The following is a 23,099-nucleotide window of genomic DNA, read 5'->3' on the forward strand; positions in this document are numbered from 1 at the left end:
CTTTTGTCCCAGCCTCTTTTTGAAAGCAGAAAGAGGAAAAAATGTATCAAACAATTTTATTTGACCTAGACGGTACCTTGACCAATTCAGAACTAGGGATTACCAACTCAGTGGCCTATGCCTTAGGAAAATATGGGATTCAAGTACCAGACAAGAAAGCCTTAAGAGTCTTCATCGGTCCTCCCTTGCAGGATTCTTTTGAGCGCTTTTATGGATTTTCTAAGGAAGAATGTTTAAAGGCCATTGACTACTATCATGAGTACTTTTCTGAAAAAGGCCTTTATGAAAATGAGGTCTATCTAGGCGTTCCTGACTTGCTGGCTTCTCTCAAGCAGGCTGGCAAACAGTTGATTGTAGCTACGTCAAAACCTGAAGAATTTTCCATTCAGATTCTCAAGCATTTTGGTTTGTATGACTATTTTGACTTTGTCGCTGGTGCGACCATGGATAGAAAACGTAGTAAAAAAAGCGATGTTATACAGTATGCCTTAGAGCAAAATCAGATCACAGATTTGGCGCATACCATCATGATTGGAGACAGGGAGCACGATGTGCTTGGGGCTCAAGCGCAAAAGCTTGATTCTATCGGTGTCCTTTATGGCTTTGGTAGCAAGGAAGAATTGGAAGAAGCTGGCGCCACCTATATTGTCCAAGAGGTTGGAGAAATTGCTAAAATTATCAATACTCAAAAAGCTTAAGCTTTATTTAAGATAGGCCAGCTATACTAGAAGCATAAACAAAGACCTCCTAACTTTGTTTAAACCTCCTAAACTTTTTCATAATAATCTCCCATAAGAGTCGCCCAATCGGCGGCTTTTTTGTGAGTCCTAAGCTGCCTATGGTATAATGAACAAAGAAACTAAAAGGAAGAGGGAAGAGATGGACTACACGATAGAGGAAAAAGAAATGTTTATGAGGGAGGCTCTGAAGGAGGCAGAGATTGCCCTCGCCAATGATGAAATACCGATTGGTTGTGTCTTGGTCAAGGATGGTCAGATTATCGGACGCGGGCATAATGCGCGTGAGGAGCTGCAGCGGGCGGTCATGCATGCGGAAATCATGGCGATTGAAGAGGCCAATCAGCGTGAAAATAGCTGGCGCCTGCTGGATACGACGCTTTTTGTCACCATTGAGCCCTGTGTCATGTGTAGCGGGGCTATCGGTCTGGCTCGGATTCCAAAGGTGATCTATGGAGCGAAAAACCAGAAATTCGGGGCTGGGGGCAGTCTCTACGATATCCTGACGGATGAGCGCTTGAATCACCGCGTAGAGGTTGAAAGCGGCCTTTTAGAAGAAGAATGTGCGGCGATTATGCAGAACTTTTTCAGAAATCGCAGGAAAAAGTAGAGAAAATTAGCCAAAAAAGAAAGTTTGTGTTATACTAATTAGTGGAGCAACAGTTCTGCGTGAAGCGGGTCAGGGGAGGAATCCAGCAGCCCTAAGCGATTTGAACTGTGTGCTCTTTTTCTATGCCTCTTAACAAATCAACTCCGAAGGAGGAAGATGAGTTTAGAGACATTGACGCAGTTTGAGCAAAGTGAGAACTAGGTTCCGATATTTAAGAATCAAGCCTGTGTAAGGCGCAGATGAATATTGGAGCAGTGAATCTAGTTTGAACGGACCTGAAATGAATTCAGCTGACATCCAATCTTAAGAAGCATATTGGTTTTCTTGTCAATCAAAACTGTTCTTCTCAATAGGCCTAAGATTTGTTGACTTGCGCAAACGATTGCTCTCAGTTATGCCCTAGGGTTAGCTTATTTAGAAAAATAGTATAGAATAAAAATGTAAACGTTTTAAAATAGTAAAAGTACTTGCTTATTTTTTCTTAAAGCGTTATCATAAAAGAAAAGAACAATTGGAGGATAAACATGACACATATTAAATTTGACTATTCAAAGGTACTGGATAAGTTTGTAGCACCACATGAATTAGATTATATGCAGCCTCAAGTGACTGCAGCAGATAATGCTCTACGAAACGGAACAGGTCCTGGAGCAGAAATGACAGGCTGGTTGAATTTGCCTGAAGAATATGATAAAGATGAATTTGCTCGTATTCAAAAGGTGGCTGCTAAAATCCAATCTGATAGTGAAGTGTTAATCGTCATCGGTATTGGAGGATCTTATTTAGGGGCACGTGCAGCGATTGATTTCTTGAATAATTCTTTTGTAAATCTACAAAGCAAGGAAGAACGTAAGGCACCTCAAATCCTCTATGCTGGTAATTCTATCTCTTCAAGCTATTTGGCTGATTTGATAGATTATGTATCAGACAAAGATTTCTCTGTCAACGTTATTTCTAAGTCAGGAACAACTACAGAGCCTGCTATTGCTTTCCGTGTCTTCAAAGAACTCTTGGTTAAGAAGTATGGTCAGGAAGAAGCAAATAAACGGATTTATGCAACTACAGACCGCGCTAAAGGTGCAGTTAAGGTTGAAGCAGATGCTAATGGCTGGGATACTTTTGTAGTGCCTGATAGTGTTGGTGGTCGTTTTACAGTATTGACAGCAGTGGGACTCTTGCCAATCGCAGCTGCAGGGGCTGATATCAGCAAGTTGATGGAAGGAGCAAATGCTGCTCGCAAGGCTTATGCTTCTGATAAGTTGGCTGAAAATGAAGCATATCAATATGCAGTTGTACGCAATATCTTGTACCGTAAAGGTTATCTGACAGAAGTTCTAGCTAACTACGAACCATCTTTGCAATACTTCTCAGAATGGTGGAAGCAACTGGCTGGTGAGTCAGAAGGTAAAGACCAAAAAGGTATCTACCCAACTTCAGCCAACTTCTCAACAGACCTGCACTCTTTGGGGCAATTTATTCAAGAAGGAACTCGTATCCTCTTTGAAACAGTTATTCGTGTAGATAAGCCTCGCAAAAATGTGTTGATTCCTGAATTAGCAGAAGACTTGGATGGCCTTGGTTATCTGCAAGGAAAAGATGTTGACTTTGTCAATAAGAAAGCAACAGATGGAGTGCTGTTAGCTCACACAGACGGCGGAGTGCCAAATATGTTTGTGACCCTGCCTGAGCAAGATGAGTTCACTTTGGGCTATACTATTTACTTCTTTGAGTTAGCTATTGCTCTTTCTGGCTACCTGAATGGTATCAATCCATTTGATCAGCCTGGAGTTGAGGCTTATAAGAAAAACATGTTTGCTCTTCTTGGGAAACCAGGCTTTGAAGAGCTGGGTGCTGAGTTGAATGCACGCCTTTGATTCTCATATGCTTTGAGTTCATTCAGGATATAAAAAGATCCACAGGTTCATTTCTTGTGGATTTTTTAGTACAAGCCTCTTAATTAGTTTATTATTTTTTTGAACAGTGTAAAAAAGAGTGTCTTAATTCTTTTATGAAAGCGCTGTATAATTGCCTTGTAAATAAAATTTGAGAGGTATCAAAATGAATGATTGGTTAGACATTAAAGGCAAAACAGTTCTTGTGACGGGTGCGTCATCTGGGATTGGTAAGGCAATCGTCGAAGAATTGTTGGAATTAGGAGTCAATGTAGCGAATTTTGATCTTAGCGACAACGATTTACGTCACCCGAATCTATTATTTGTAAAAGTTGATGTAACTTCTCGCTCTGAAGTAGAAGAGGGTGTTGCCAAAATAGTTGAAAGATTTGGCAATATTGATGCGGTAGTCAATAATGCAGGGATTAATGTTCCTAGATTATTAATTGATGCAGAAAATCCTAAAGGTCCTTACGAGTTAGACGATGAAACGTTTGAAAAAGTAACAATGATTAACCAAAAAGGTCTGTATTTGGTTAGTCAGGCAGTAGGCCGGATTCTGGTTCAAAACGGAAAAGGTGTAATTGTGAATATGGCTTCAGAAGCAGGCTTGGAAGGTTCTGAAGGACAAAGTGCCTATGCTGCAACGAAAGCGGCAGTCTATAGTTACACTCGTTCATGGGCGAAAGAGCTTGGTAAACATGGTGTACGTGTGGTTGGAATTGCTCCAGGAATTATGGAAGCTACGGGACTTCGAACTCTTTCTTATGAGGAAGCTCTTGCTTATACTCGTGGAAAGACGGTAGAAGATATTCGAGCTGGTTATGCTTCAACTTCAACGACTCCATTGGGACGGAGTGGGAAACTACGGGAAGTAGCTGATCTTGTAGCGTTCTATATTTCAGACCGTTCTAGCTATATAACAGGTGTCACTACAAATATTGCCGGAGGTAAAACTCGCGGTTAAAACAATGAAGGTGGGGAAGAGAGTTGACCTTAGTAAATCGGTGGTATAATATTTTAGATAAAATGGTCTCGCAGCCAACTTATTCCTTGGTAGATATGCGCTCAGAACTGGATATTAGCTTGCAAACCTTGCAAAAGAGTATCCAACAATTAAATGATGTTTTGGCTCCTAATATCCAGATTATCACACAAGATGATCAGTTAATGTTAGAAGTGTATGACTATACAGAGTTGGAAAGGATTTTATCTGGTAGTTTAAAACAGGAGAGTGACTTCAATTCTTCCAGTAAAAGAATTGCCTATTTGCTAAAACGTTTAATTGAGTCAACCTCCCCTCTTCTTATTGACGACTTGGCTGAGGAAGTAGGTGTTAGTAGAAGTACCCTTAATAAGGATTTGAAACAAGTAAAATCTTTGGCAGAGAGTTACTCTATCACTATTTCAGGAAAGCCCAACCGTGGGCTGGAGGTCTTGGGGAGCGAGCTGAATTTGCGCTTACTCTATATTCACCAAGTGGCTCCTTACTTTGAAGGAAGGACACTCACTGAGGCAACATCTTCTTTTCTGGAGACGCTAGTTCAGGACTATAAAATCCCTAAAGAAACACAGGAACTCCTTCGAAAGACCATTTCAATTATGGTGGAGCGTATTCATACATCTAGAGTGTTGAATTGTCCTATTCCTTACTATAGGAATGATTTAACAGAGACACATTTGGCTGAGAAATTAATCTATCATATTGAGATGACTTATAAGATTTCCCTCAGTCAGTTTGAGATAGACTTTTTGTGTTTTCCGTTTAATGTCCGTTTTATTGACACTTTAAGCAAGCCGTCTTATCAATCTGAACAGCTTTCAAACATTTTTCAAGGGATTGTCAAGAAAGTCAAAGAAACAATGTTGGTTCACTTTGATGATGAAGAGTTATTTGAAGAAATCAAATCTCATCTAGGCCCCTTAATCAATCGACTGATTTTCCATGTGCAAGCTAATGATATATTTCATGGCGAGGTTCAAACTCAATATCCTTTTGCTTTTGAAATGGCAAAAATAGCTGGAGAAGAACTATCTGTAATTTTTGGTTCTGAATTGGAATTATCTGAAATCGGATATCTGGCTTTGTATTTTGAAATGATTTTAAGAAAGCAAAATTCTGCTGTTAAGGGTTCTCGCAAGCAGATAGCTGTAGTTTGCACAACAGGAAGAGGAACTGCTGCGATGATTATTCAGCAACTCAGGCGAGTCCTTGGAAATGATATAGACATTACCCAACATTCTGAAGAGGATTTTAATGTAGAGCTGAACCAGGAATATTTTGCAATTTTTACGACGGTGCCTCTGAAATATAAAAATTCCAAATCTCCAGTCATTCAAGTTAATCATCTTTTTGATGATCAATGGCTGCAGGAAGAATGGCAGAGGGCCAATGCTTTTCATCAAAAAAATCTAGAAACAGTCAGCTTACGCTTTCTTCGGTTGAGCCCCCAAAAAACCTATCAGCAATACTTGCTAAATATGGTTGCAGAGTTAGAGAAACTTCAGATGATTGATGAAGGGTTTAGAAATCGGATAATTGATAGGGAGAAAAAGCAATCAACCATTTTTGGTGGAGGAATTGCCTTCCCCCATACAATTAACCAGGGTTATGCAAAGACTATTTTAATGTTCGGAAAACTAGAAGAGCCTTATCAAAAAGAAGATGAATGGATTGAATTTATCTTTCTAGTCGCCATTCCCTCAGAAATTGAAAGAAAAATGGAAAGTGAATTGCTGGAATTGTATGACGACATTTTTCGAATTGCAGGAGAGCCTTCTCTAAAAGAAGCATTGAGGGCTGTAGAAACAGAGACAGAGTTTCTATCATTTTCTAAGAGTAAAGGAGTATTTTAATGAGTTCGCTAATAATTTTCGCTGTATTTGTCATGGCAGCTTATGTATTTCAAATGTTCCTCGGCTGGCAGCAACTTAAAGACTTCAATAAGACCTATACGATGCTCCGAAAACTGGGGCGCGTAGCGATTGGCAGGGAGTCCGGAAGAATCAAATCCGGTACGATTGTCATGTTCGCGGTTGATGAAAACGGTCGGGTTCTTAAAGCTAGCAAAATGCAAGGAGTCACAATCTTAGCACGTTTTCAAAATATGGACGATTATGTTGGAGAAGACATCCATTATTTTGACAAGTATAATCCTCTTGTGAGAAAAGAAAATAAGTTGATGCAATCAGCCATAGAAGATGCTAGAAAAGTCTATCTTTGGCATGAGGCAGGTATTGAGAAAGAGACAGGTTCATCTGATTCTTTTCTGGGATTCGGCTTTTATGCGAATTACTTACAATTATCTATTAAACAGTTATTTAAAAAAAATAAGAAAGGGAGTTCCTTATGAATCACATTACAAATTTTGCAGAGAGTTTTATGAAACTCTTCCAATTAGGTGGAGAAACCTTTATTAGCTGGATGACAAATATTGTGCCGCTTGTCTTAATGCTATTGATTGCAATGAATACACTTATCGCTTTCTTGGGAGAAGAGAAGGTCAATTCTCTGGCTAAGATTTCTGCCAAAAATCCTATTAGCCGGTATATGATTTTACCTTTCATTTCAGCCTTTATGCTGGGGAATCCGATGGCAATCAGTATGGGACGTTTCTTACCAGAATATTATAAACCTAGTTTTGTAGCAGCTCAGATGCAGTTCTGCCACACTTCAAATGGTGTATTTCCGCATATCAATCCTGGGGAATTGTTTGTATGGATGGGAATTGCAACAGGAATTCAAACTTTAGGTTTAAGTCAAATGGACTTAGCCATTCGTTACATGCTTGTTGGGCTTGTCATGAACTTTGTAGGCGGTTGGGTGACCGATTTTACAACTGCTTATGTAGCAAAACAGCAAGGTGTTACCTTGAGTAAAACATTTGATTGATAGAAAGAGTGAAATTATGTCATATAAGAGTATAAAAGTTGTTAAAGGAAATGGCGGCTTCGGAGGACCTTTGGTCATTACACCTAGTGAGGCTAAGCACAAATTTATCTATATCACTGGCGGCGGAGAAAAGCCAGATATTGTAGATAAAATTGCTGATTTGACCGGTATGGAAGCTGTTAACGGGTTTAAAACTTCTATCCCTGATGAGGAAATTGCTTTAGCAATCGTGGATTGTGGCGGTACTCTTCGCTGCGGTATTTATCCTAAAAAGGGGATCCCTACAATCAATATTGTCGCTACAGGGAAAAGTGGCCCTCTAGCTCAATATATCACTGAGGAAATCTATGTGTCAGCAGTTGGCCTTAATCAAATTTCTGCTGCTAATGAAGATGAAAAAGAGACAACTGTGGTAACAGAAAAGCCAACTTACGATACTACTAAAAAAATTACAGAGCAAAAAGCTGAAACAAGTATTGTAGCACGAATTGGGATGGGCGCTGGGAAGGTCGTTGCGACTTTCAACCAGGCTGCTCGTGAAGCCATCCAAACAATGCTCAACACAATCATTCCTTTCATGGCCTTTGTTTCCTTGCTGATTGGGGTTATTCAAGGTTCCGGTGTTGGAAATTGGCTGGCAAAATTAATGGTTCCCCTAGCAGGGAACATCTGGGGACTCATTTTGATTGGCTTTATCTGTTCCTTGCCATTCCTTTCTCCTTTGTTAGGCCCCGGAGCTGTTATCAGTCAGATTATTGGAACCTTAATTGGAGTTGAAATCGGCAAAGGGAATATTCCGCCCCAAATGGCTCTGCCAGCTATATTTGCTATCAACACTCAAAACGGTTGTGATTTCATTCCTGTAGCACTCGGTCTATCTGAAGCCAAGTCTGAAACAGTTGAGGTTGGTGTCCCTTCTGTGCTTTATTCACGCTTCCTCAATGGTGTTCCGCGGGTGCTAGTAGCTTGGATAGCTAGTATTGGTCTTTATCAGTAGACCTTTGATAGATGCACGTAAACATAGCAACTATTATGTTAAACTTATCTATAAGCATAAGTTTATGACAGATTTGAGAAAGGATGAATAGGAATTAGATGAAGAAAATTTTTGAAGCTAAAGTAATTCAAGTGGGGCCTGAAGCTCAGAATATGATTCAAGATGCCAATATGCTCATTTTGTTTGGAGAAGAAGCTCCGGAAGACTTAGCAGAGTATTGTTTTAAAATCGATAACAAAAATCTTCTAGGTGCAATACTAGAAGGTGGAAAGCTAGTCGTAGATAGTCAGGAATATTCGATTACTGCCGTAGGAAATGTAGTAGAAAAAAATCTAACTGGACTGGGCCATATCACGATTTCTTTTGATGGTTCAAAAGAGGGCAGCCTGCCGGGCACTCTCCATGTTGCAGCAGACCAAGCAGTAGTAATTGAAAAGAGCTCTACCATTCAGATTTTCGAAACTGCTTGACCATAATAAAATTTCAAATCAAGCAATTTAGAAAAATAAAAGTCTAAAACTAGGTACAACCTCCCTTCTAGGAGGTTTTTTGCTATTTTAAAAAATAGATTTTATCATGTTTTGTTAGTTAGCTCGCTATCTAGCTTGTCTTTTACTTACTTATCTATTCAGCTCTATTCAGCAGCAGTTTTCCTTTCCCTGATTATATGTTACAGTCAGAGAAGATGCAGGAGCAATGGGATAGGCTTTTATCCAGAAAGTTGAGCTGGCTGCTATTTGGACGGTTCTAGAAAAGCAGAGGACCAAGATCGGAAAGGAGTTCGGATGAAGTTATTTTTGGCTGAAAAAGTGAAACAAAAATAGTCATATATAGTTGGTTTTGTGGGCACGGAAGAGAGTTCGTGCCTTTTTGCTTGTGTGCTTTCAAGCTAAGCCAGTTCAAAATATGATATACTGGAATAAAGTTATATTAGCATGACAAGTTTCACGCTAGGCTACTGTCTTCAAATAGTTATTTTATAAAAGGTAGCCATCCTGACAGTTTGTGCAGCTATTTGACCGGTATGGTTATAGAAAATAGAATAGCAGTATTCAGCGAGCAAGAATTGTTAACTATTAGACGAATCGTCTTTTCAATGATAGAAGAGCCAATAGAGGAGGAGTTATGGGAAAGAGAAATCTGGAAGCTTTGAGGCAGAAGCATCAATCGAAATTCAAGAAGTCTCAAACGAAAAAGCCAGCAAATAGCCAACCATTCTTTCTATCTAAATGGAAAACCAAGGGAGACCAACATATCAAATCATCTACTGGATTGCAAGAAGCGCAGGGGAGCCCGGAAGAAAATCAAGCTCGTCCTTCCGTTTCGTCTCCATCAAAAGTGGCATTTCCAATAGAGAGCTCAAGCAATGAGCCGTCTGCCGTCTCTTCGATAGAGGACAAAAACGGCTATGGGGCTAAAACAAGTTCTCAAGACCAGCCGGTGTTTTCTGAGCAGTTAGAAGGAGTTCAGCAGGTAAAGGAGCCTCTGTCGCTTCTATCACAGAATTTGTTGGAATTAAAGCAGAGGGAGCTGAAGCGTCTCATTTCTAGTTTAGAATCACTGAAAGCTAAAAAACAAAATCAAGTTTTTCGTGGAAATCAAGTTAGCCAGTCGATGTCAGGCCTTATAACTGAAGCAAAACAGACCAAGCTTTCTCCGCGAATATCTTCTAATGAGCTTGCTAGAGAGATAGATAAAGTAGAGTTTAAGAAGAAAAAACTAGGAATCTTTTCTAAGATATGGATGGTGATACTTTTCGTTTTAGGGATTATAGCCTCAATGTATAGCATAGTAGAGCAGTGGAAAAAGAATGCTGATTTAAAACGCATGGAAGAAGCCGCAGCTATTTCTCGTATGTTAGACTCATATGGAAAGGATCAAGATTTAAAATCTGATAATCGTCCAGAATGGATTGCTAAGAAAGAGGAGTACCAGTTTCATATCACCTATGATGATATCACTTCTTTATTCTCAGACTTCACTTCATCGGTTCCAAATCTGACAAAGGTCGACGAGGTGGTTGCAAAGTTAGGGAAAGCTGAGTCTGGTAGGGAAACGAACCAAGATAATCTAATCAAGACAATAGATTTAAACTATTCACAAGCAGGGACAGAGGCGAAAGTTAAGCTCTCTTTTAAGAGCTATCTTGGTCCTTCTGAAACTCTTAAGTTGGAATCCCTAAAATGTACGCATCTCAGTAGTGCGCAACTGCCTAACCGAAATGCTCAGCTCACTCGTCAAGATCTTTCTGGTATAGAGAAAGGAAAGACCTATCAAGAGATTGTCAGTCAGTTGGGACTTCCAGAGCGCCTCGATTGGCATGGGGGAATCTTGAGCTATACGACTTTATCGATTTCTTATCGTTTGGAGGATGGTCAAGAGGTTAGTTTTTCTTTTGAAAAAGATGACACTCAAAGCTATCGACTGAAAGACAGCTCAGGTTTGGCAAGCGAAGCAGGAGAAGCAAGTGCTCAGTAGTGCTTGCCTAGCAGGAAAATCAGCCGTTTGTAGAAAGGGAATGAGCAATCAAGTTTTTAGTTGATAGGTGAAAAGGTGAAAGATAGAAATTTAGAAGCATTGAGGCGGGAGCATAAATCCAAGTTTAAAGCCAGAAACACTTCGTCGGTCAAGAATCAGCGGGAACGAGGAGTCACCCTCGAACAGACAAAGGAAGAAGAAAGGAAAGAAAAGCAGCGAACAGAGTCAGCAGGCAATCCTAATGGCCAGCTTTTAGCAAAGTCTGTGCTATCTCGTTATGCCTCACTTTTAGTGATTGCCGCAGGTCTAGTGGGACTGATTAGCTTCTTGATGATGTATATGCGACCAACTTTTAAGTCAGAAGGAAATCAATCAGCTATATCGTCTGTTAATACTGTTCCGACAGAATCAGAAAATAAGATTGAGATCCTGACGGAGGGGAATTCAGCTTTTATTGAAAAGAATCGAGAGGTCGATTTTCAATTCGAAGAGATATTCGAGTTGATTAAAACCATGAACCAACCTAATGTGTCTCCAGAGGATATCGTTAAGAAGTATGGAAAAGCCAGTTCTGGGAGTGAGGAGAATAGCGTGAAGGGCAGTAAATTGATGACACTTTCCTACAATTTGGTAGGAAGAAAAGGAGTTGTTGATATGCACCTTAGGAATGCTGGAGGGGGAATGGAGCTTTCTACAGTATCAGCTACTTTCTTCCAGAATGCTGGGGAATCGATTACGAAGACAGTTGATGATTATCGGTCGCTCATTCCTCAAAGTAAGCGAGAAGGGATGGAAATCAAGCAAGCTATTGCAGAACTGGGGACGCCGAAGAGTATTTATGCTCATAAAACGCTCAAAAAGCAAGTTGATTTTTTTAGTATTAGCTATCTAACGAAGGAAAAGATGTCCGTTTCTTTGCATTTTAGCGAAGTGAATGGAACTTACCGCCTCACCAGTATGATGACAAGTACCGTCTGAGAGCCTAGACTGGAGAGCGTGGAATTTTTTCTTAAACAGACAAGGATAGAAAGATGGGAAAAAGAGATAAGGAAGGCCAATTTCATCTGAATAAACTCCAAGAGCCTAAATAGCATACTAGCTGCTAATAAAGTCACAACTGCATAGCCGAATTGTGTTATAATAGAGAAATAAAAGGGATAGGAGAGGGACTTTCCTCTCCCAACAAAGAATAGAAAGAACAAAGAGGTGACACCATGTCTGCTACGAAAATGAATGCTCAAGAAATTATCAAGTTCATCGCTGATGCCAAGAAAAAAACTCCTGTCAAGGTAACTTTTGATGGAGAATTACACGGTTCGATTCCTTGGTCTGTTGTGAAGTTAGGCAATGTTCTTTTTGGAGACTGGGAAGAAATCAAGCCACTCCTAGTGAACTTAGAGGAAAATAAGACCTATGTCGTGGAGCAGGATGCCCGCAACTCAGCGGTTCCGCTTTTGGACAAGCGCGACATCAATGCCCGTATTGAGCCGGGTGCTATTATCCGTGACCAAGTTGAAATTGGTGATAATGCTGTCATCATGATGGGAGCAGTCATCAATATTGGTGCAGAGATTGGCGCTGGAACTATGATTGATATGGGTGCCATTTTAGGTGGCCGAGCTATTGTCGGCAAAAATAGCCACGTCGGTGCTGGTGCGGTTCTGGCGGGAGTTATTGAGCCAGCTAGTGCTGAGCCAGTTCGGGTTGGAGACAATGTGCTGATTGGTGCCAATGCGGTTGTGATCGAAGGTGTACAAATTGGCAGTGGTTCCGTTGTTGCGGCCGGTGCGGTTGTGACCCAGGATGTTCCGGAAAACGTAGTAGTTGCTGGTGTTCCAGCTCGAGTTATCAAGACCATTGACGAAAAGACCCAGCAGAAGACAGCCCTGGAAGATGCTCTGCGTACGCTCTAATTTTGGTTAACAGGATACTGCCGCCCTTGAATTACATCGGGGGCGGTCTGACTCTTTGTTTGCTCTGACAGGATTTTAAAGGAAAGAAACAATGCTTGATTATCTGAACATTCGCCGTGATTTACACCAGATACCAGAAATCGGTCTGGAAGAATACAAGACTCATGCCTACCTGATGCAGGTCATTGATGGACTGACAGCAGGTCTAGACTTTGTGGAAATCCGAACTTGGCGGACGGGTATTTTGGTCTTTATCAAGGGAAGTTCACCCGATAAGACGATTGGTTGGCGGACGGATATCGATGGTCTTCCGATTGTCGAGGAGACAGGTTTGGACTTTGCTAGTACCCATGAAGGTCGGATGCATGCCTGTGGACACGATATGCACATGACGGTCGCTCTAGGCTTGCTGGAACAAGCTGTGAGCGCTCAGCCTACCCACAATCTGCTCTTTCTCTTTCAGCCTGCTGAGGAAAATGAAGCTGGCGGTATGCTCATGTACGAAGACGGTGCTTTTGGCGACTGGCTGCCAGATGAATTTTACGGCCTCCATGTGCGGCCGGACCTCAAGGTCGGCGATATTGCCACTAACAGAGGAACGCTTTTTGCTGGTACCTGTGAAGTCAAGCTGACCTTTAAGGGGAAAGGAGGTCATGCGGCCTTTCCTCATGAAACCAACGATGCTTTGGTGGCGGCTAGCTACTTTATCACCCAGGTGCAAACAATTGTCAGCCGCAATGTCGATCCGATCGAGGGGGCAGTTGTGACCTTTGGCTCGCTCCATGCTGGCACGACCAACAATGTCATCGCAGAAACAGCCTTTTTGCATGGCACCATTCGGACTCTGAGTCAGGAGATGAATCTCTTGACTCAGAAGCGCTTGCGGGAAATAGCAGAGGGCATAGCCCAAAGCTTTGGTCTGGAATTGGACTTGGAACTCAAGCAAGGTGGTTATCTGCCTGTGGAAAATGATCCTGACCTAGCAGACGAATTGATGGACTTCTTCCACAAGGAAGAAGGAGTGCAGCTGATTGATATTGCGCCGGCTATGACAGGCGAGGACTTTGGCTATCTGCTCAGCAAGGTCAAGGGCGTCATGTTCTGGCTGGGAGTGGACAGCCCCTATGCTCTCCATCATCCCAAGATGACACCGGACGAGGCAGCACTGCCCTTTGCTATTGAAAAGATTGGGAAATTCCTAGATTATAAAATCAACGAAAGATAAAAAAGGTGGGGTGAGCCGTATGAAAAAAGAGCTGAGACAAACTGTACTAAAGCAAATGAAGAAACTGTCGGGAAAAGAAAAAGAGCTGGCAGATAGCTGGCTGACCCAGCACTTGCTCAGTTCAGCAGCTTATCAAGAAGCTCAGGTTATTGCTACCTATCTTTCTATGCCGCATGAAGTCTCTATCGCAGCCTTTATCAAGCAGGCTCAGTTGGATGGTAAGCGGGTTTTAGTGCCTAAGACCTATGGCCAGGGTCGGATGATATTTGTGGACTATGATGAAAGTCGCCTGCAAAAAAGCTCTTTTGGTCTGCTGGAGCCAATAAGTGAAGAGGCTGTTGATAAGACAGAAATTGATCTGATTCATGTGCCGGGTGTGGTCTTCAATTCTCAAGGCTTTCGGATTGGTTACGGAGGCGGCTACTATGACCGCTATCTGGCTGATTTTGCAGGAGCATCCATCAGCACTATTTATGCAGTCCAACAGGCAGAATTTACACCAGCCCAACATGATGTTGCGGTAAAGGAGTTACTTATTTATGAAGCAAATCTTTGATAGAGACTATCCTGTGACAAGCATCCTGCTTATCCTGACGAGCCTTGTTTTTGTCTTGATGTTTCTTTCTTACGGTTTTCAATACAGCAGTTCCGAAGCCTTGTATCACTTTGGAGCCGTGCACGGTTATACGATTCAAGCGCTGCCGGAGCAGTTTTGGCGGGTTTTTGCTGCTATTTTTATCCATATTGGTTTGGAGCATTTTGTGGTCAACATGCTGACGCTCTACTTTCTTGGTCGACAGATTGAGGCTATCTTTGGCTCTTGGAAATTCTTGATACTCTACCTGATGTCAGGCGTGATGGGGAATTTATTTGTTGTCTATTTTTCACCCAATAGCTTGGCAGCTGGGGCTTCTACTGCTCTTTTCGGCCTTTTTGCTTCCGTTGTCGTGCTTCGTTATGCTACGCGAAACTACTATCTGCAGCAGCTGGGCCAATCTTATATGAGTCTACTAGCTGTCAATCTGATCATGAGTTTTTTACCGGGGATTAGCCTTGCAGGTCACTTAGGTGGTCTAGTTGGCGGAGCTTTAGGAGCTGTGATCTTACCAGTATCGGGAGAGCGCTACGCTTTTAGCAAGACTCAACGATTTTTAGCACTGGCAGCCTACCTTGGAGTAGCAGCTATTTTGATTTTTCTGACTTTTCAACGACCAATTTTTTAAGAAATGAATTCAAATACCGCCTTAAAAAGCGGTATTCTTTTTATAAATATGATTTTTATAAAGCAAGGAATTTTACTTTAAAGTGGCATAATATGGATAAATCAGGAATAAACTAGTAATATTTTTATCTCTACTTTTTCATCAATGTATGTTTTCTCTGTTTTCTATCTGTAAAAGGTATAAAAAAACATTTTTGTAAGCGCTTGCAAAAAGATCTAAAAAGGACTATACTAGAACTATAAACATCAGGGGTATCCCCCAAAAATAAAAAGGAGTTCATAATGAAGAAGACAATCTTTAAAATTGCCATTTCATTAATGGCAATTATGCTCTTACCTATCCAAGCTGTGCAAGCCTGTTGTGGCTTCATTATTGGTCGGCATTTGACTAAGGATGGATCAACACTTTTTGGTCGTACAGAAGACTATCCTTACTACCCGAATGGTGGCAAGCACAACAAAAATTATGTTGTTGTGGAAGCTAAGAAATATAAGGAAGGCGACCAGATTGTGGATGAGTCCAACGGTTTCACCTATCCACGTGCAGCCAGTGAAATGAAATATACTGCAACCTATGATTCTGCGCGTGGTGATGGTAGTAACGGTGCTTTTGGAGAACATGGCTTTAATGAAGCAGGTGTTTCTATGTCGTCCACAGTCACAGCAATTCCAAATAAAAAGGTTCTTGAGAAAGATCCTCTGAAAGCAGATGGCTTGGCAGAAGCTGCGATGTTAGATGTGGTTTTGCCTCGTGCCAAAACAGCTCGTGAAGCAATCGAATTGCTTGGAAAAGTCATTCAAGAAAAGGGCTCTGCTGAAGGAAATACAGTGGTGGTTGCCGATCAAAAAGAGACTTGGTACATGGAAATCTTGTCTGGTCACCAATACGTAGCCGTGAAAGTGCCTGAAGATAAGTACGCAGTATTTGCTAATACTTATTATCTTGGCCATGTAGATTTGAAGGACAAAGAAAATGTTATTGCTTCTGAAGATGTAGAGAAAGTAGCCAAAGAAGCAGGAAACTACAAGACAGATAAAGATGGTAATTTCCACATTGCTAAATCATATGGACCTGAAAAATACGCAGAAGGCGACCGTTCTCGTACGTATGCAGGAATCACACTGCTTGATCCAAAATCTAAAATTACTTACGAGGATGAGGAGTACGAACTTTTCCGCTCTCCAACAGATCCAAACAAGAAATTCACTCTTGAAGATGCCTTTGCTATGCAACGGAACCGCTTTGAACATTTAAATGGTCGTTTCGTACCGGATGATCAAATTGGCGTTAAGAAACAAGGTGATGATGGGGCAAATGATGCCGTTCGTAAAGATCAGTACAAATACGCTTTAGGTAATGAAAATGTTATTGATGCCCATGTCTACCAAATTGATCCGAAACTGCCAAAATCTTTCGGTGGTAAAGTTTGGCTCGGTTTGGGACCATCACGCAATACACCATATGTGCCTTTCTATGGTAACGTTCAGGATACTTACAAGGCCTTCAAACCACAGACAGCTACTTATGATCCAAACTCATGGTACTGGACAGTATGGCACATTGACCAAATGGCTATCAAGAACCAAGATATCTTTGGCAAGAGTGTTCAAGACCATTGGAAGATGATGGAAAAACAATTTATCGCTGATCAAGAGAAAAAAGATATTGAGAACTATTCACTGAAAGATCAACCAGATGCTGCGAAGGCTGCTGAAGGTAAAGTGACTAAAGATTCTCTTGAAATGTCAGATCGACTTTTCCAACACTTCAAGGACTATGAAAAGATGATGGAAAAACGTTTAGAAGCTGCTGGACGTAAGTCTGATCCTTATCGTGCTTCACAACCAGACGATAAACAAGATCCATCAACACCTGAAAAACCGGATACTCCGAAGCCACCACAAACTACGGATGATGCAAATAAAACTATCATTCCAGCACCAGATTATACTGCTGCTCCTCCGACACATGATATTCCTGCCAATGCAGAAGGCAATCCAAACAATCGCTTTGGATATGCAGCTAAAGCAAATGTGCAAGTTTTTGGACAACCAGCTGTTCGTACTGAAGTGCCTCAAGTACAAAGCCCGACTCCTCAAGTACCAAGTCAGGCTACACAAATAACAGTTGCGAATGCAGAAGGCAATCCAAATAATCGTTTTGGATATACGGCTAATTCTGATAATGGCAAAAATTTCAAGAATGTGGAAACTTTTGTTAATACCAAATGATTTCCCAATCAAAACAACAAGTGAAAAACACCTAGTAAATCTAGGTGTTTTTCTGTATAGTGTTAAAAGCTGATGCATCAGCTAATCTATTGCTTGTGCACTTCTATTATTTTTTCGTTTTCTTATCTAATTTTTTGCCTAAATCAATAATGTATTGCTTCAAATCATCCTTAACCTGAGGGTGTTTGAGGGCATAATCGATAGAAGTTTTCATGAAGCCAAACTTGTCGCCGACATCATAGCGGTCGCCTTTGAATTCACGGGCAAAAACGCGCTGAGTCTTGTTGAGGGTATCGATAGCATCAGTCAGCTGAATTTCATTACCAGCGCCGGGAGTTTGTTTTTCCAAGATCTCAAAAATTTCTGGCGTGAGCAGGTAGCGACCGATAATAGCCAAATCACTTGGTGCATCTTCTGGTGTTGGTTTTTCAACAAATTTTTCAACGCTGTAGCGACCATTGACGCCTTCGCCTTGCGGTGCAATAACGCCATAAGCAGAGACTTCTTCGTGAGGAACCTGCATAACTGCAATGGTAGACGCGTGGGTTGCTGCGTAGTCATCCATGAGTTGCTTGGTGAGTGGCACTGCCTTGTCATTGGTAATGTCCATCAAATCATCACCCAGCATGACCACAAAAGGTTCATTTCCGACAAAGGCTTTAGCTTGTAAAACAGCATCCCCTAGTCCACGTGGATGACTCTGACGGATAAAATGCAAGCCAATACCAGTGGTTTCATCCACCAACTTGAGCAGGTCGTTCTTGCCCTTTTCTTTGAGGTTATATTCTAGCTCAAAGTTGGAGTCAAAGTGGTCCTCGATGGAGCGTTTTGACTTCCCTGTGACAACTAGAATGTCTTTGATTCCAGATTTGAGAGCTTCCTCGACGATAAACTGAATAGTTGGTTTGTCAACGATCGGCAGCATTTCTTTGGCCAGTGCCTTAGTGGCTGGCAAGAAGCGGGTTCCGAGACCGGCTGCAGGGATGACTGCTTTTCTGACTTTTGGCATAAATTTCTCCTTTATAAAAAATACTATGAATTAAGACCACTCATTTTCAGCTTTGAATTCGTTATTCATCATATCATGAATAGCATCTTTGATATCATGGCCGTCATAGATGACCTTGTAAATAGCTTGGGTAATTGGCATGTAGACACCGAGCTCCTGAGCTAGTTCGTAGGCTGCCTTGGTGGTAGAGATTCCTTCGATAACCATGCCCATATTAGCTTCAATATCAGCCAGTTTTTCGCCGCGCCCCAGCGCATCTCCAGCCCGCCAGTTGCGAGAGTGGATAGAGGTTCCTGTGACAATCAAGTCGCCGACACCAGAAAGACCGCTGTAAGTCAGAGGGCTAGCTCCAAGTTTGACACCCAGTCGGGTAATTTCAGCCAGACCGCGTGTGATGATGGCAGCTTTGGCATTGTCACCATAGCCCAGTCCGTGGAGAGCTCCAGCTCCGACTGCAATGATGTTTTTGAGAGCACCTGCTGTTTCTACTCCGACGACATCGGTATTGGTGTAGAGGCGGAAGTAGTGGTTGCTGAAGAGCTCCTGCACATATTTAGCGGTTTCGAGGTCCTTAGATGCTGCGGTAATCAGGGTAATATCGCGGACGATGGTTTCCTCAGCGTGGCTAGGGCCTGAGACAACGACAATCTCGCTGCGCAGCTCTGCAGGGATTTCCTCTTCCAGAATAGTCGAAATCCGTTGGTGGCTGTTAGGTTCCAGTCCCTTGGACGCATGCATGATTTTTACCTTGTGATCCAAGGTTTGCGCAACTTGTTTGGCTACCAGACGGGTCACCTTGGTCGGCACGACAAAAAGTACAGCATCTACGTTTTCTAGAGCATCTTTCAAGTTATGATAAGCCTTGATTTCTTCGCTTAGAACAACATCTTTGAAATAGCGTTTGTTTGTATGCTGGTTATTGATCTCGTCAATCTGCTCTGAAATATTGCCCCAAATCCGGACTTCATGGCCATTATCATTGAGGACTTGCGATAGAGCCGTTCCCCAAGAACCGGGGCCAATCACAGCAATTCGTTGTTTATCCATCTTTTCTCCTTGTACGAGACCCACAAAAGGTCTCACTTGCTTTTAGAGTTATTTATTATATTGTACCATATAATAACTGAAATTTCTTACTTGACATTGTTTTTATGTGTGATATAGTAAGGAAGCTAAACAAAGTTAAAAATCTACGAGGAGGAATTATGTTCAGAAAAGCTTTATCAGCCTATAAATTATTTATCTTTTTATCTCTTCTGATGACATCGCTGATGCTGGCTAGCTCGCTGTTGCAGCCCCTGTATCTCAAAGATGTCTTGAATGCTCTTTTGGCAGGAAATCGGCAAGAAATCTATCGTTTGGGGGCCTGGTTGCTGGGCTTTGGTCTGGTTGGCCTGCTTGCTGGCGGGGCAAATGTGACCCTTGCAGCCTATATTGCGCAAGGTGTATCGTCAGATTTACGGGAAAAAACCTTTCGGAAAATCCAGACTTTCTCTTATGCCAATATTGAACAGTTCAATGCGGGGAATCTAGTCGTCCGCATGACCAACGACATCAACCAAGTACAAAATTTGGTCATGATGATGTTTCAGATTTTATTCCGCCTGCCTATTCTATTTTTAGGTTCCTTTATTTTGGCGGTGGTGACCATTCCCTCCCTGTGGTGGGTCATTGTCCTGATGGTCTTTTTGGTCTTCTTTTTGACAGGAGTGATGATGGGCTTGATGGGTCCACGCTTTGCCAAATTCCAAGTTCTCTTAGAAAAGATCAATTCGATTGCCAAAGAAAATCTGCGTGGCGTCCGTGTCGTCAAATCTTTCGTGCAGGAGAGAGAGCAGTATCAGAAGTTCACGCAAGTTTCAGATGAACTTTTGGAGCAAAATCTTTTTATTGGTTATGCTTTTTCGATCGTTCAACCGATGATGATGATCGTCGGCTACGGGGCTGTCTATCTGACCATGTGGCTCTTGTCTAGCATGATACAGATGGATCCAGGCTTGGTTAGCTCAATTGTCTCTTTCATTTCTTACTTGAATCAAATCATGTTTACTATCATCATGGTTGGCTTTTTGGGCAATACCGTTACGCGTGCAATGGTATCGATTCGGCGGATCAAGGAGGTCTTGGTTACAGAGCCAGCGATGACCTTCAAGAATGAAGCTGAAGAAGATTTAGAAGGTAGTCTGGTCTTTGACCATGTGACCTTTACCTATCCGACAGATACAGAGCCCATGCTCAAAGATATTAGCTTTGAAGTCAAGCCGGGAGAAATGGTTGGTGTTGTCGGAGCGACGGGAGCAGGGAAATCAACTCTGGCTCAGCTCATTCCACGCCTTTTTGATCCTCAGGAAGGTTCTATCAAGATTGGTGGCAAGGACTTGCGCGACATTAATGAAGCTTCGCTGAGAAAAAATGTCTCCATCGTTCTGCAAAAAGCTATTTTATTTAAGGGGACGATTGAGGACAATCTGCGTCAAGGAAAGCAAAATGCTAGTCTGCCAGAGTTAGAACAGGCGGCGCGAATTGCTCAGGCAAGCGAGTTTATCAATCGTATGGAAGACACCTACAACAGCCAAGTCGAAGAACGGGGAAATAATTTCTCTGGCGGACAAAAGCAGAGAATGTCCATCGCGCGTGGTGTCGTCAGCAATCCTAATATTCTTATCCTAGATGACTCGACTTCAGCTCTGGATGCCAAGTCCGAAAAGCTGGTCCAAGAGGCGCTGAACAAGGATTTGAAGGGAACCACAACCATCATCATTGCTCAGAAGATTAGCTCTGTGGTTCATGCGGACAAGATTTTGGTGCTAGATCAAGGGCGCTTGATTGGCCAAGGTAGACACGCAGACTTGGTTGCTACAAATGATGTCTACCGAGAAATTTATGAGACTCAAAAAGGAAAGGAGGACTAAGATGAAGACAGCAAAATTTTTCTGGCAATATTTCAAACAGTATAAACTGGCCTTTTTGGTCGTCATGATTATGATTGTCATCTCGACGGTTTTACAGGTTCTTTTTCCGATTTTTACAGGTCTAGCCATCAGTGAGCTGGTGGAGTTAGGCAGTGCCTTTGCGAGTGGCAAGCTTGCTTCAGGTGATGTTTCAGCCTTTGCCGCTTTCCAAGGAATCATGTGGAATTTAGCGCTGGCTTTCATCTTCCTTTCGCTATCTAGCTTGATCTACATGCTATTGATGAGTCGGATCATTTCCTACTCAACCAATGAAATGCGTAAGGGTCTCTTTGGAAAATTGGCTCGCTTGACCATTTCCTTCTTTGACCGCCATCAAGATGGGGATATCTTGTCGCGTTTTACCAGTGATTTGGATAATATCTTGCAGGCTTTCAACGAGAGTCTAGTCCAAGTGATGAGCAATATCGCTCTCTACATCGGCCTGATTATCATCATGTTTATGCGGCATGCGACCTTGGCTTGGGTGACGATTGCCAGTACGCCAGTAGCCATCATTGTTTTGGTGTCTATCGTCAAGCTGGCTCGCAAGTACACAGACTTGCAGCAAAAAGAAGTCGGTCAGCTCAATGCTTATATGGATGAGACGATTTCCGGCCAGAAGGTAGTCATTGTGCAGGGAATGCAAGAAGAAGTCATCAAAGGCTTTGTCCAGCAAAATGATAAGGTTCGGTCAGCTACTTTCAAAGGACGCGCTTTTGCTGGCTTGCTCTTTCCTGTCATGAACGGAATGAGCCTGATCAATACGGCTATCGTGATTTTTGTAGGTTCAGCCATTATGCTCAATGATCCTAATGTGAAGACCTCGGTAGCCATTGGTCTGATTTCAACCTTTACACAGTTTTCTCAACAATACTATCAGCCTATCATTCAGGTTGCGGCAAGCTGGGGAAGTCTGCAGCTGGCTTTCACTGGTGCGGATCGGATTCAGGAAATGTTTGATGCGCCTGAGGAAGTGCGTCCGCAGAATGCACCAGCCTTTACCGAGCTGAGAGAAGGCGTCGAGATAAAGCATGTGGATTTCTCTTATGTCGAAGGTAAGTCGATTTTGAAGGATGTTTCCATCTCAGCGCCAAAAGACAAGATGATAGCTGTTGTAGGACCGACAGGATCGGGCAAGACGACCATTATGAACCTGATCAATCGTTTTTACGATGTGGATAAGGGCAGTATCGAATTTGACGGGCGCGATATCCGAGACTATGACTTGGATAGCTTGCGCAGTCATGTAGGTATCGTTTTGCAAGATTCTGTCTTGTTCAGCGGAACCATTCGAGACAATATCCGATTTGGAGTACCGGATGCAAGTCAGGAGATGGTTGAAATCGCTGCGCGTGCTACTCATATTCATGAGTATATTGAAAGCTTGCCTGATAAATACGACACAATAGTAGATGATGATCAAAACATCTTTTCAACAGGTCAAAAGCAATTGATTTCGATCGCTCGAACCCTTTTGACGGATCCTCAAGTGCTGATCTTGGATGAGGCCACCTCCAATGTTGATACGGTAACCGAGAGCAAGATCCAGAGTGCAATGGAGGCCATTGTGGCAGGACGGACCAGCTTTGTCATCGCTCACCGCTTAAAGACCATATTGAATGCAGACCAGATTATTGTCTTAAAAGATGGGGAAGTCATTGAAAGAGGCAATCATCATGAATTGCTGCATCTAGGCGGCTTCTATTCTGAGCTTTACCACAATCAATTTGTATTTGAATAAATATATACAGAAGCGGAGGTATTTCATGAAGATGCCTTCGTTTTTGTTTTTGATATTCATTTATCTTGCCCTAAAAATTAGAAGCTAAAAAAGTCTGTCGTTTAGTCTCTGATTTATTAGGATTCAAGAAACGTTTTGCTTTTTCGCTTGATTATAATATAATAAACGTAAGTGAACTGTTAATAAGTATAGGTGACTAG

At 42.1% G+C, this 23,099-nt stretch carries 20 protein-coding genes and 1 other RNA gene; 19 read left to right on the forward strand and 2 right to left on the reverse strand.

Going from position 1 to position 23,099, the window contains the following annotated elements:
- Positions 1–41 precede the first annotated feature (41 nt).
- From O3644_RS00005 to abpB, 17 genes are all read left to right on the forward strand, one after another.
- Complete coding sequence (locus O3644_RS00005; RefSeq protein WP_371594765.1) at positions 42–698, forward strand: HAD family hydrolase; 657 nt, start codon at positions 42–44, stop codon at positions 696–698.
- 181 nt (positions 699–879) lie between these two features.
- Entirely contained in the window at positions 880–1,347 is a 468-nt protein-coding gene (gene tadA, locus O3644_RS00010; protein WP_185780822.1) for a tRNA adenosine(34) deaminase TadA, read from the forward strand.
- 38 nt (positions 1,348–1,385) lie between these two features.
- An RNA gene (gene ffs / locus O3644_RS00015) (signal recognition particle sRNA small type) lies at positions 1,386–1,471 on the forward strand.
- 400 nt (positions 1,472–1,871) lie between these two features.
- Positions 1,872–3,221, forward strand: coding sequence for a glucose-6-phosphate isomerase (locus tag O3644_RS00020; RefSeq protein WP_125382871.1), 1,350 nt, complete (start codon positions 1,872–1,874; stop codon positions 3,219–3,221).
- Between the two features lie 184 nt (positions 3,222–3,405).
- Positions 3,406–4,206, forward strand: coding sequence for an SDR family oxidoreductase (locus tag O3644_RS00025; protein ID WP_048766056.1), 801 nt, complete (start codon positions 3,406–3,408; stop codon positions 4,204–4,206).
- Between the two features lie 62 nt (positions 4,207–4,268).
- A complete protein-coding gene (locus tag O3644_RS00030; protein ID WP_125383175.1) occupies positions 4,269–6,095 on the forward strand; it encodes a PTS sugar transporter subunit IIA in 1,827 nt (608 codons plus the stop codon).
- Positions 6,095–6,592, forward strand: a complete 498-nt coding sequence (locus O3644_RS00035) for a transcriptional regulator GutM (RefSeq protein ID WP_125382868.1) — start codon at positions 6,095–6,097, stop codon at positions 6,590–6,592. The genes O3644_RS00030 and O3644_RS00035 overlap by 1 nt, the downstream gene beginning before the upstream one ends.
- Positions 6,589–7,131, forward strand: coding sequence for a PTS glucitol/sorbitol transporter subunit IIC (locus O3644_RS00040; protein WP_125382865.1), 543 nt, complete (start codon positions 6,589–6,591; stop codon positions 7,129–7,131). The genes O3644_RS00035 and O3644_RS00040 overlap by 4 nt, the downstream gene beginning before the upstream one ends.
- A gap of 16 nt (positions 7,132–7,147) precedes the next feature.
- The gene (locus tag O3644_RS00045; RefSeq protein ID WP_048766067.1) at positions 7,148–8,128 is read left to right on the forward strand and encodes a PTS glucitol/sorbitol transporter subunit IIB; all 981 of its coding nucleotides are present in this window, start codon (positions 7,148–7,150) and stop codon (positions 8,126–8,128) included.
- Between the two features lie 98 nt (positions 8,129–8,226).
- Entirely contained in the window at positions 8,227–8,598 is a 372-nt protein-coding gene (locus tag O3644_RS00050) for a PTS glucitol/sorbitol transporter subunit IIA (protein WP_048766068.1), read from the forward strand.
- A gap of 802 nt (positions 8,599–9,400) precedes the next feature.
- On the forward strand, positions 9,401–10,606 hold the full coding sequence (locus tag O3644_RS00055; RefSeq protein WP_247950987.1) for a hypothetical protein: 1,206 nt from the start codon (positions 9,401–9,403) through the stop codon (positions 10,604–10,606).
- Positions 10,607–10,681: 75 nt separating this feature from the next.
- The gene (locus O3644_RS00060) at positions 10,682–11,584 is read left to right on the forward strand and encodes a hypothetical protein (RefSeq protein ID WP_371594767.1); all 903 of its coding nucleotides are present in this window, start codon (positions 10,682–10,684) and stop codon (positions 11,582–11,584) included.
- A 236-nt stretch (positions 11,585–11,820) separates the two neighbouring features.
- Positions 11,821–12,519, forward strand: coding sequence for a 2,3,4,5-tetrahydropyridine-2,6-dicarboxylate N-acetyltransferase (dapD, locus tag O3644_RS00065; RefSeq protein WP_048766071.1), 699 nt, complete (start codon positions 11,821–11,823; stop codon positions 12,517–12,519).
- A gap of 91 nt (positions 12,520–12,610) precedes the next feature.
- Complete coding sequence (locus O3644_RS00070) at positions 12,611–13,744, forward strand: N-acetyldiaminopimelate deacetylase (RefSeq protein ID WP_371594768.1); 1,134 nt, start codon at positions 12,611–12,613, stop codon at positions 13,742–13,744.
- A 19-nt stretch (positions 13,745–13,763) separates the two neighbouring features.
- Positions 13,764–14,300 (forward strand): 5-formyltetrahydrofolate cyclo-ligase, encoded by a 537-nt coding sequence (locus O3644_RS00075; RefSeq protein WP_371594769.1) that lies wholly within the window; start codon positions 13,764–13,766, stop codon positions 14,298–14,300.
- Positions 14,284–14,967 (forward strand): rhomboid family intramembrane serine protease, encoded by a 684-nt coding sequence (locus tag O3644_RS00080; RefSeq protein WP_048766079.1) that lies wholly within the window; start codon positions 14,284–14,286, stop codon positions 14,965–14,967. Before O3644_RS00075 ends, O3644_RS00080 begins: the two co-directional genes overlap by 17 nt.
- Positions 14,968–15,248: 281 nt before the next feature.
- Positions 15,249–17,198 (forward strand): C69 family dipeptidase AbpB, encoded by a 1,950-nt coding sequence (abpB, locus tag O3644_RS00085; RefSeq protein WP_048766081.1) that lies wholly within the window; start codon positions 15,249–15,251, stop codon positions 17,196–17,198.
- 106 nt (positions 17,199–17,304) lie between these two features.
- Here abpB and galU read toward each other — a convergent pair whose 3' ends face one another.
- Together galU and O3644_RS00095 are read right to left on the reverse strand one after the other, a co-directional pair.
- A complete protein-coding gene (gene galU, locus O3644_RS00090) occupies positions 17,305–18,207 on the reverse strand; it encodes a UTP--glucose-1-phosphate uridylyltransferase GalU (protein WP_371594770.1) in 903 nt (300 codons plus the stop codon).
- A 30-nt stretch (positions 18,208–18,237) separates the two neighbouring features.
- Positions 18,238–19,254: an NAD(P)H-dependent glycerol-3-phosphate dehydrogenase gene (locus O3644_RS00095; protein ID WP_048766085.1), complete on the reverse strand. Its 1,017-nt coding sequence runs from the start codon at positions 19,252–19,254 to the stop codon at positions 18,238–18,240.
- Positions 19,255–19,412: 158 nt separating this feature from the next.
- Between O3644_RS00095 and O3644_RS00100 the strand changes: the two genes are divergently transcribed.
- On the forward strand, positions 19,413–21,119 hold the full coding sequence (locus O3644_RS00100) for an ABC transporter ATP-binding protein (protein ID WP_048766087.1): 1,707 nt from the start codon (positions 19,413–19,415) through the stop codon (positions 21,117–21,119).
- A gap of 1 nt (position 21,120) precedes the next feature.
- The gene (locus O3644_RS00105; RefSeq protein WP_048766090.1) at positions 21,121–22,899 is read left to right on the forward strand and encodes an ABC transporter ATP-binding protein; all 1,779 of its coding nucleotides are present in this window, start codon (positions 21,121–21,123) and stop codon (positions 22,897–22,899) included.
- Positions 22,900–23,099 lie beyond the last annotated feature (200 nt).

This window comes from Streptococcus sp. 27098_8_113 (genome assembly GCF_041432545.1).
In the GTDB taxonomy this organism is placed as follows: domain Bacteria; phylum Bacillota; class Bacilli; order Lactobacillales; family Streptococcaceae; genus Streptococcus.

What these genes read in the sequence shown, in the direction of transcription:
- O3644_RS00005 (WP_371594765.1), top strand. Translation starts at nt 42, where the DNA reads ATGTATCAAACAATTTTATTTGACCTAGACGGTACCTTGACCAATTCA.
- tadA (WP_185780822.1), top strand. Translation starts at nt 880, where the DNA reads ATGGACTACACGATAGAGGAAAAAGAAATGTTTATGAGGGAGGCTCTG.
- O3644_RS00020 (WP_125382871.1), top strand. Translation starts at nt 1,872, where the DNA reads ATGACACATATTAAATTTGACTATTCAAAGGTACTGGATAAGTTTGTA.
- O3644_RS00025 (WP_048766056.1), top strand. Translation starts at nt 3,406, where the DNA reads ATGAATGATTGGTTAGACATTAAAGGCAAAACAGTTCTTGTGACGGGT.
- O3644_RS00030 (WP_125383175.1), top strand. Translation starts at nt 4,269, where the DNA reads ATGGTCTCGCAGCCAACTTATTCCTTGGTAGATATGCGCTCAGAACTG.
- O3644_RS00035 (WP_125382868.1), top strand. Translation starts at nt 6,095, where the DNA reads ATGAGTTCGCTAATAATTTTCGCTGTATTTGTCATGGCAGCTTATGTA.
- O3644_RS00040 (WP_125382865.1), top strand. Translation starts at nt 6,589, where the DNA reads ATGAATCACATTACAAATTTTGCAGAGAGTTTTATGAAACTCTTCCAA.
- O3644_RS00045 (WP_048766067.1), top strand. Translation starts at nt 7,148, where the DNA reads ATGTCATATAAGAGTATAAAAGTTGTTAAAGGAAATGGCGGCTTCGGA.
- O3644_RS00050 (WP_048766068.1), top strand. Translation starts at nt 8,227, where the DNA reads ATGAAGAAAATTTTTGAAGCTAAAGTAATTCAAGTGGGGCCTGAAGCT.
- dapD (WP_048766071.1), top strand. Translation starts at nt 11,821, where the DNA reads ATGTCTGCTACGAAAATGAATGCTCAAGAAATTATCAAGTTCATCGCT.
- O3644_RS00070 (WP_371594768.1), top strand. Translation starts at nt 12,611, where the DNA reads ATGCTTGATTATCTGAACATTCGCCGTGATTTACACCAGATACCAGAA.
- O3644_RS00075 (WP_371594769.1), top strand. Translation starts at nt 13,764, where the DNA reads ATGAAAAAAGAGCTGAGACAAACTGTACTAAAGCAAATGAAGAAACTG.
- O3644_RS00080 (WP_048766079.1), top strand. Translation starts at nt 14,284, where the DNA reads ATGAAGCAAATCTTTGATAGAGACTATCCTGTGACAAGCATCCTGCTT.
- abpB (WP_048766081.1), top strand. Translation starts at nt 15,249, where the DNA reads ATGAAGAAGACAATCTTTAAAATTGCCATTTCATTAATGGCAATTATG.
- galU (WP_371594770.1), bottom strand. Translation starts at nt 18,207, where the DNA reads ATGCCAAAAGTCAGAAAAGCAGTCATCCCTGCAGCCGGTCTCGGAACC.
- O3644_RS00095 (WP_048766085.1), bottom strand. Translation starts at nt 19,254, where the DNA reads ATGGATAAACAACGAATTGCTGTGATTGGCCCCGGTTCTTGGGGAACG.
- O3644_RS00100 (WP_048766087.1), top strand. Translation starts at nt 19,413, where the DNA reads ATGTTCAGAAAAGCTTTATCAGCCTATAAATTATTTATCTTTTTATCT.
- O3644_RS00105 (WP_048766090.1), top strand. Translation starts at nt 21,121, where the DNA reads ATGAAGACAGCAAAATTTTTCTGGCAATATTTCAAACAGTATAAACTG.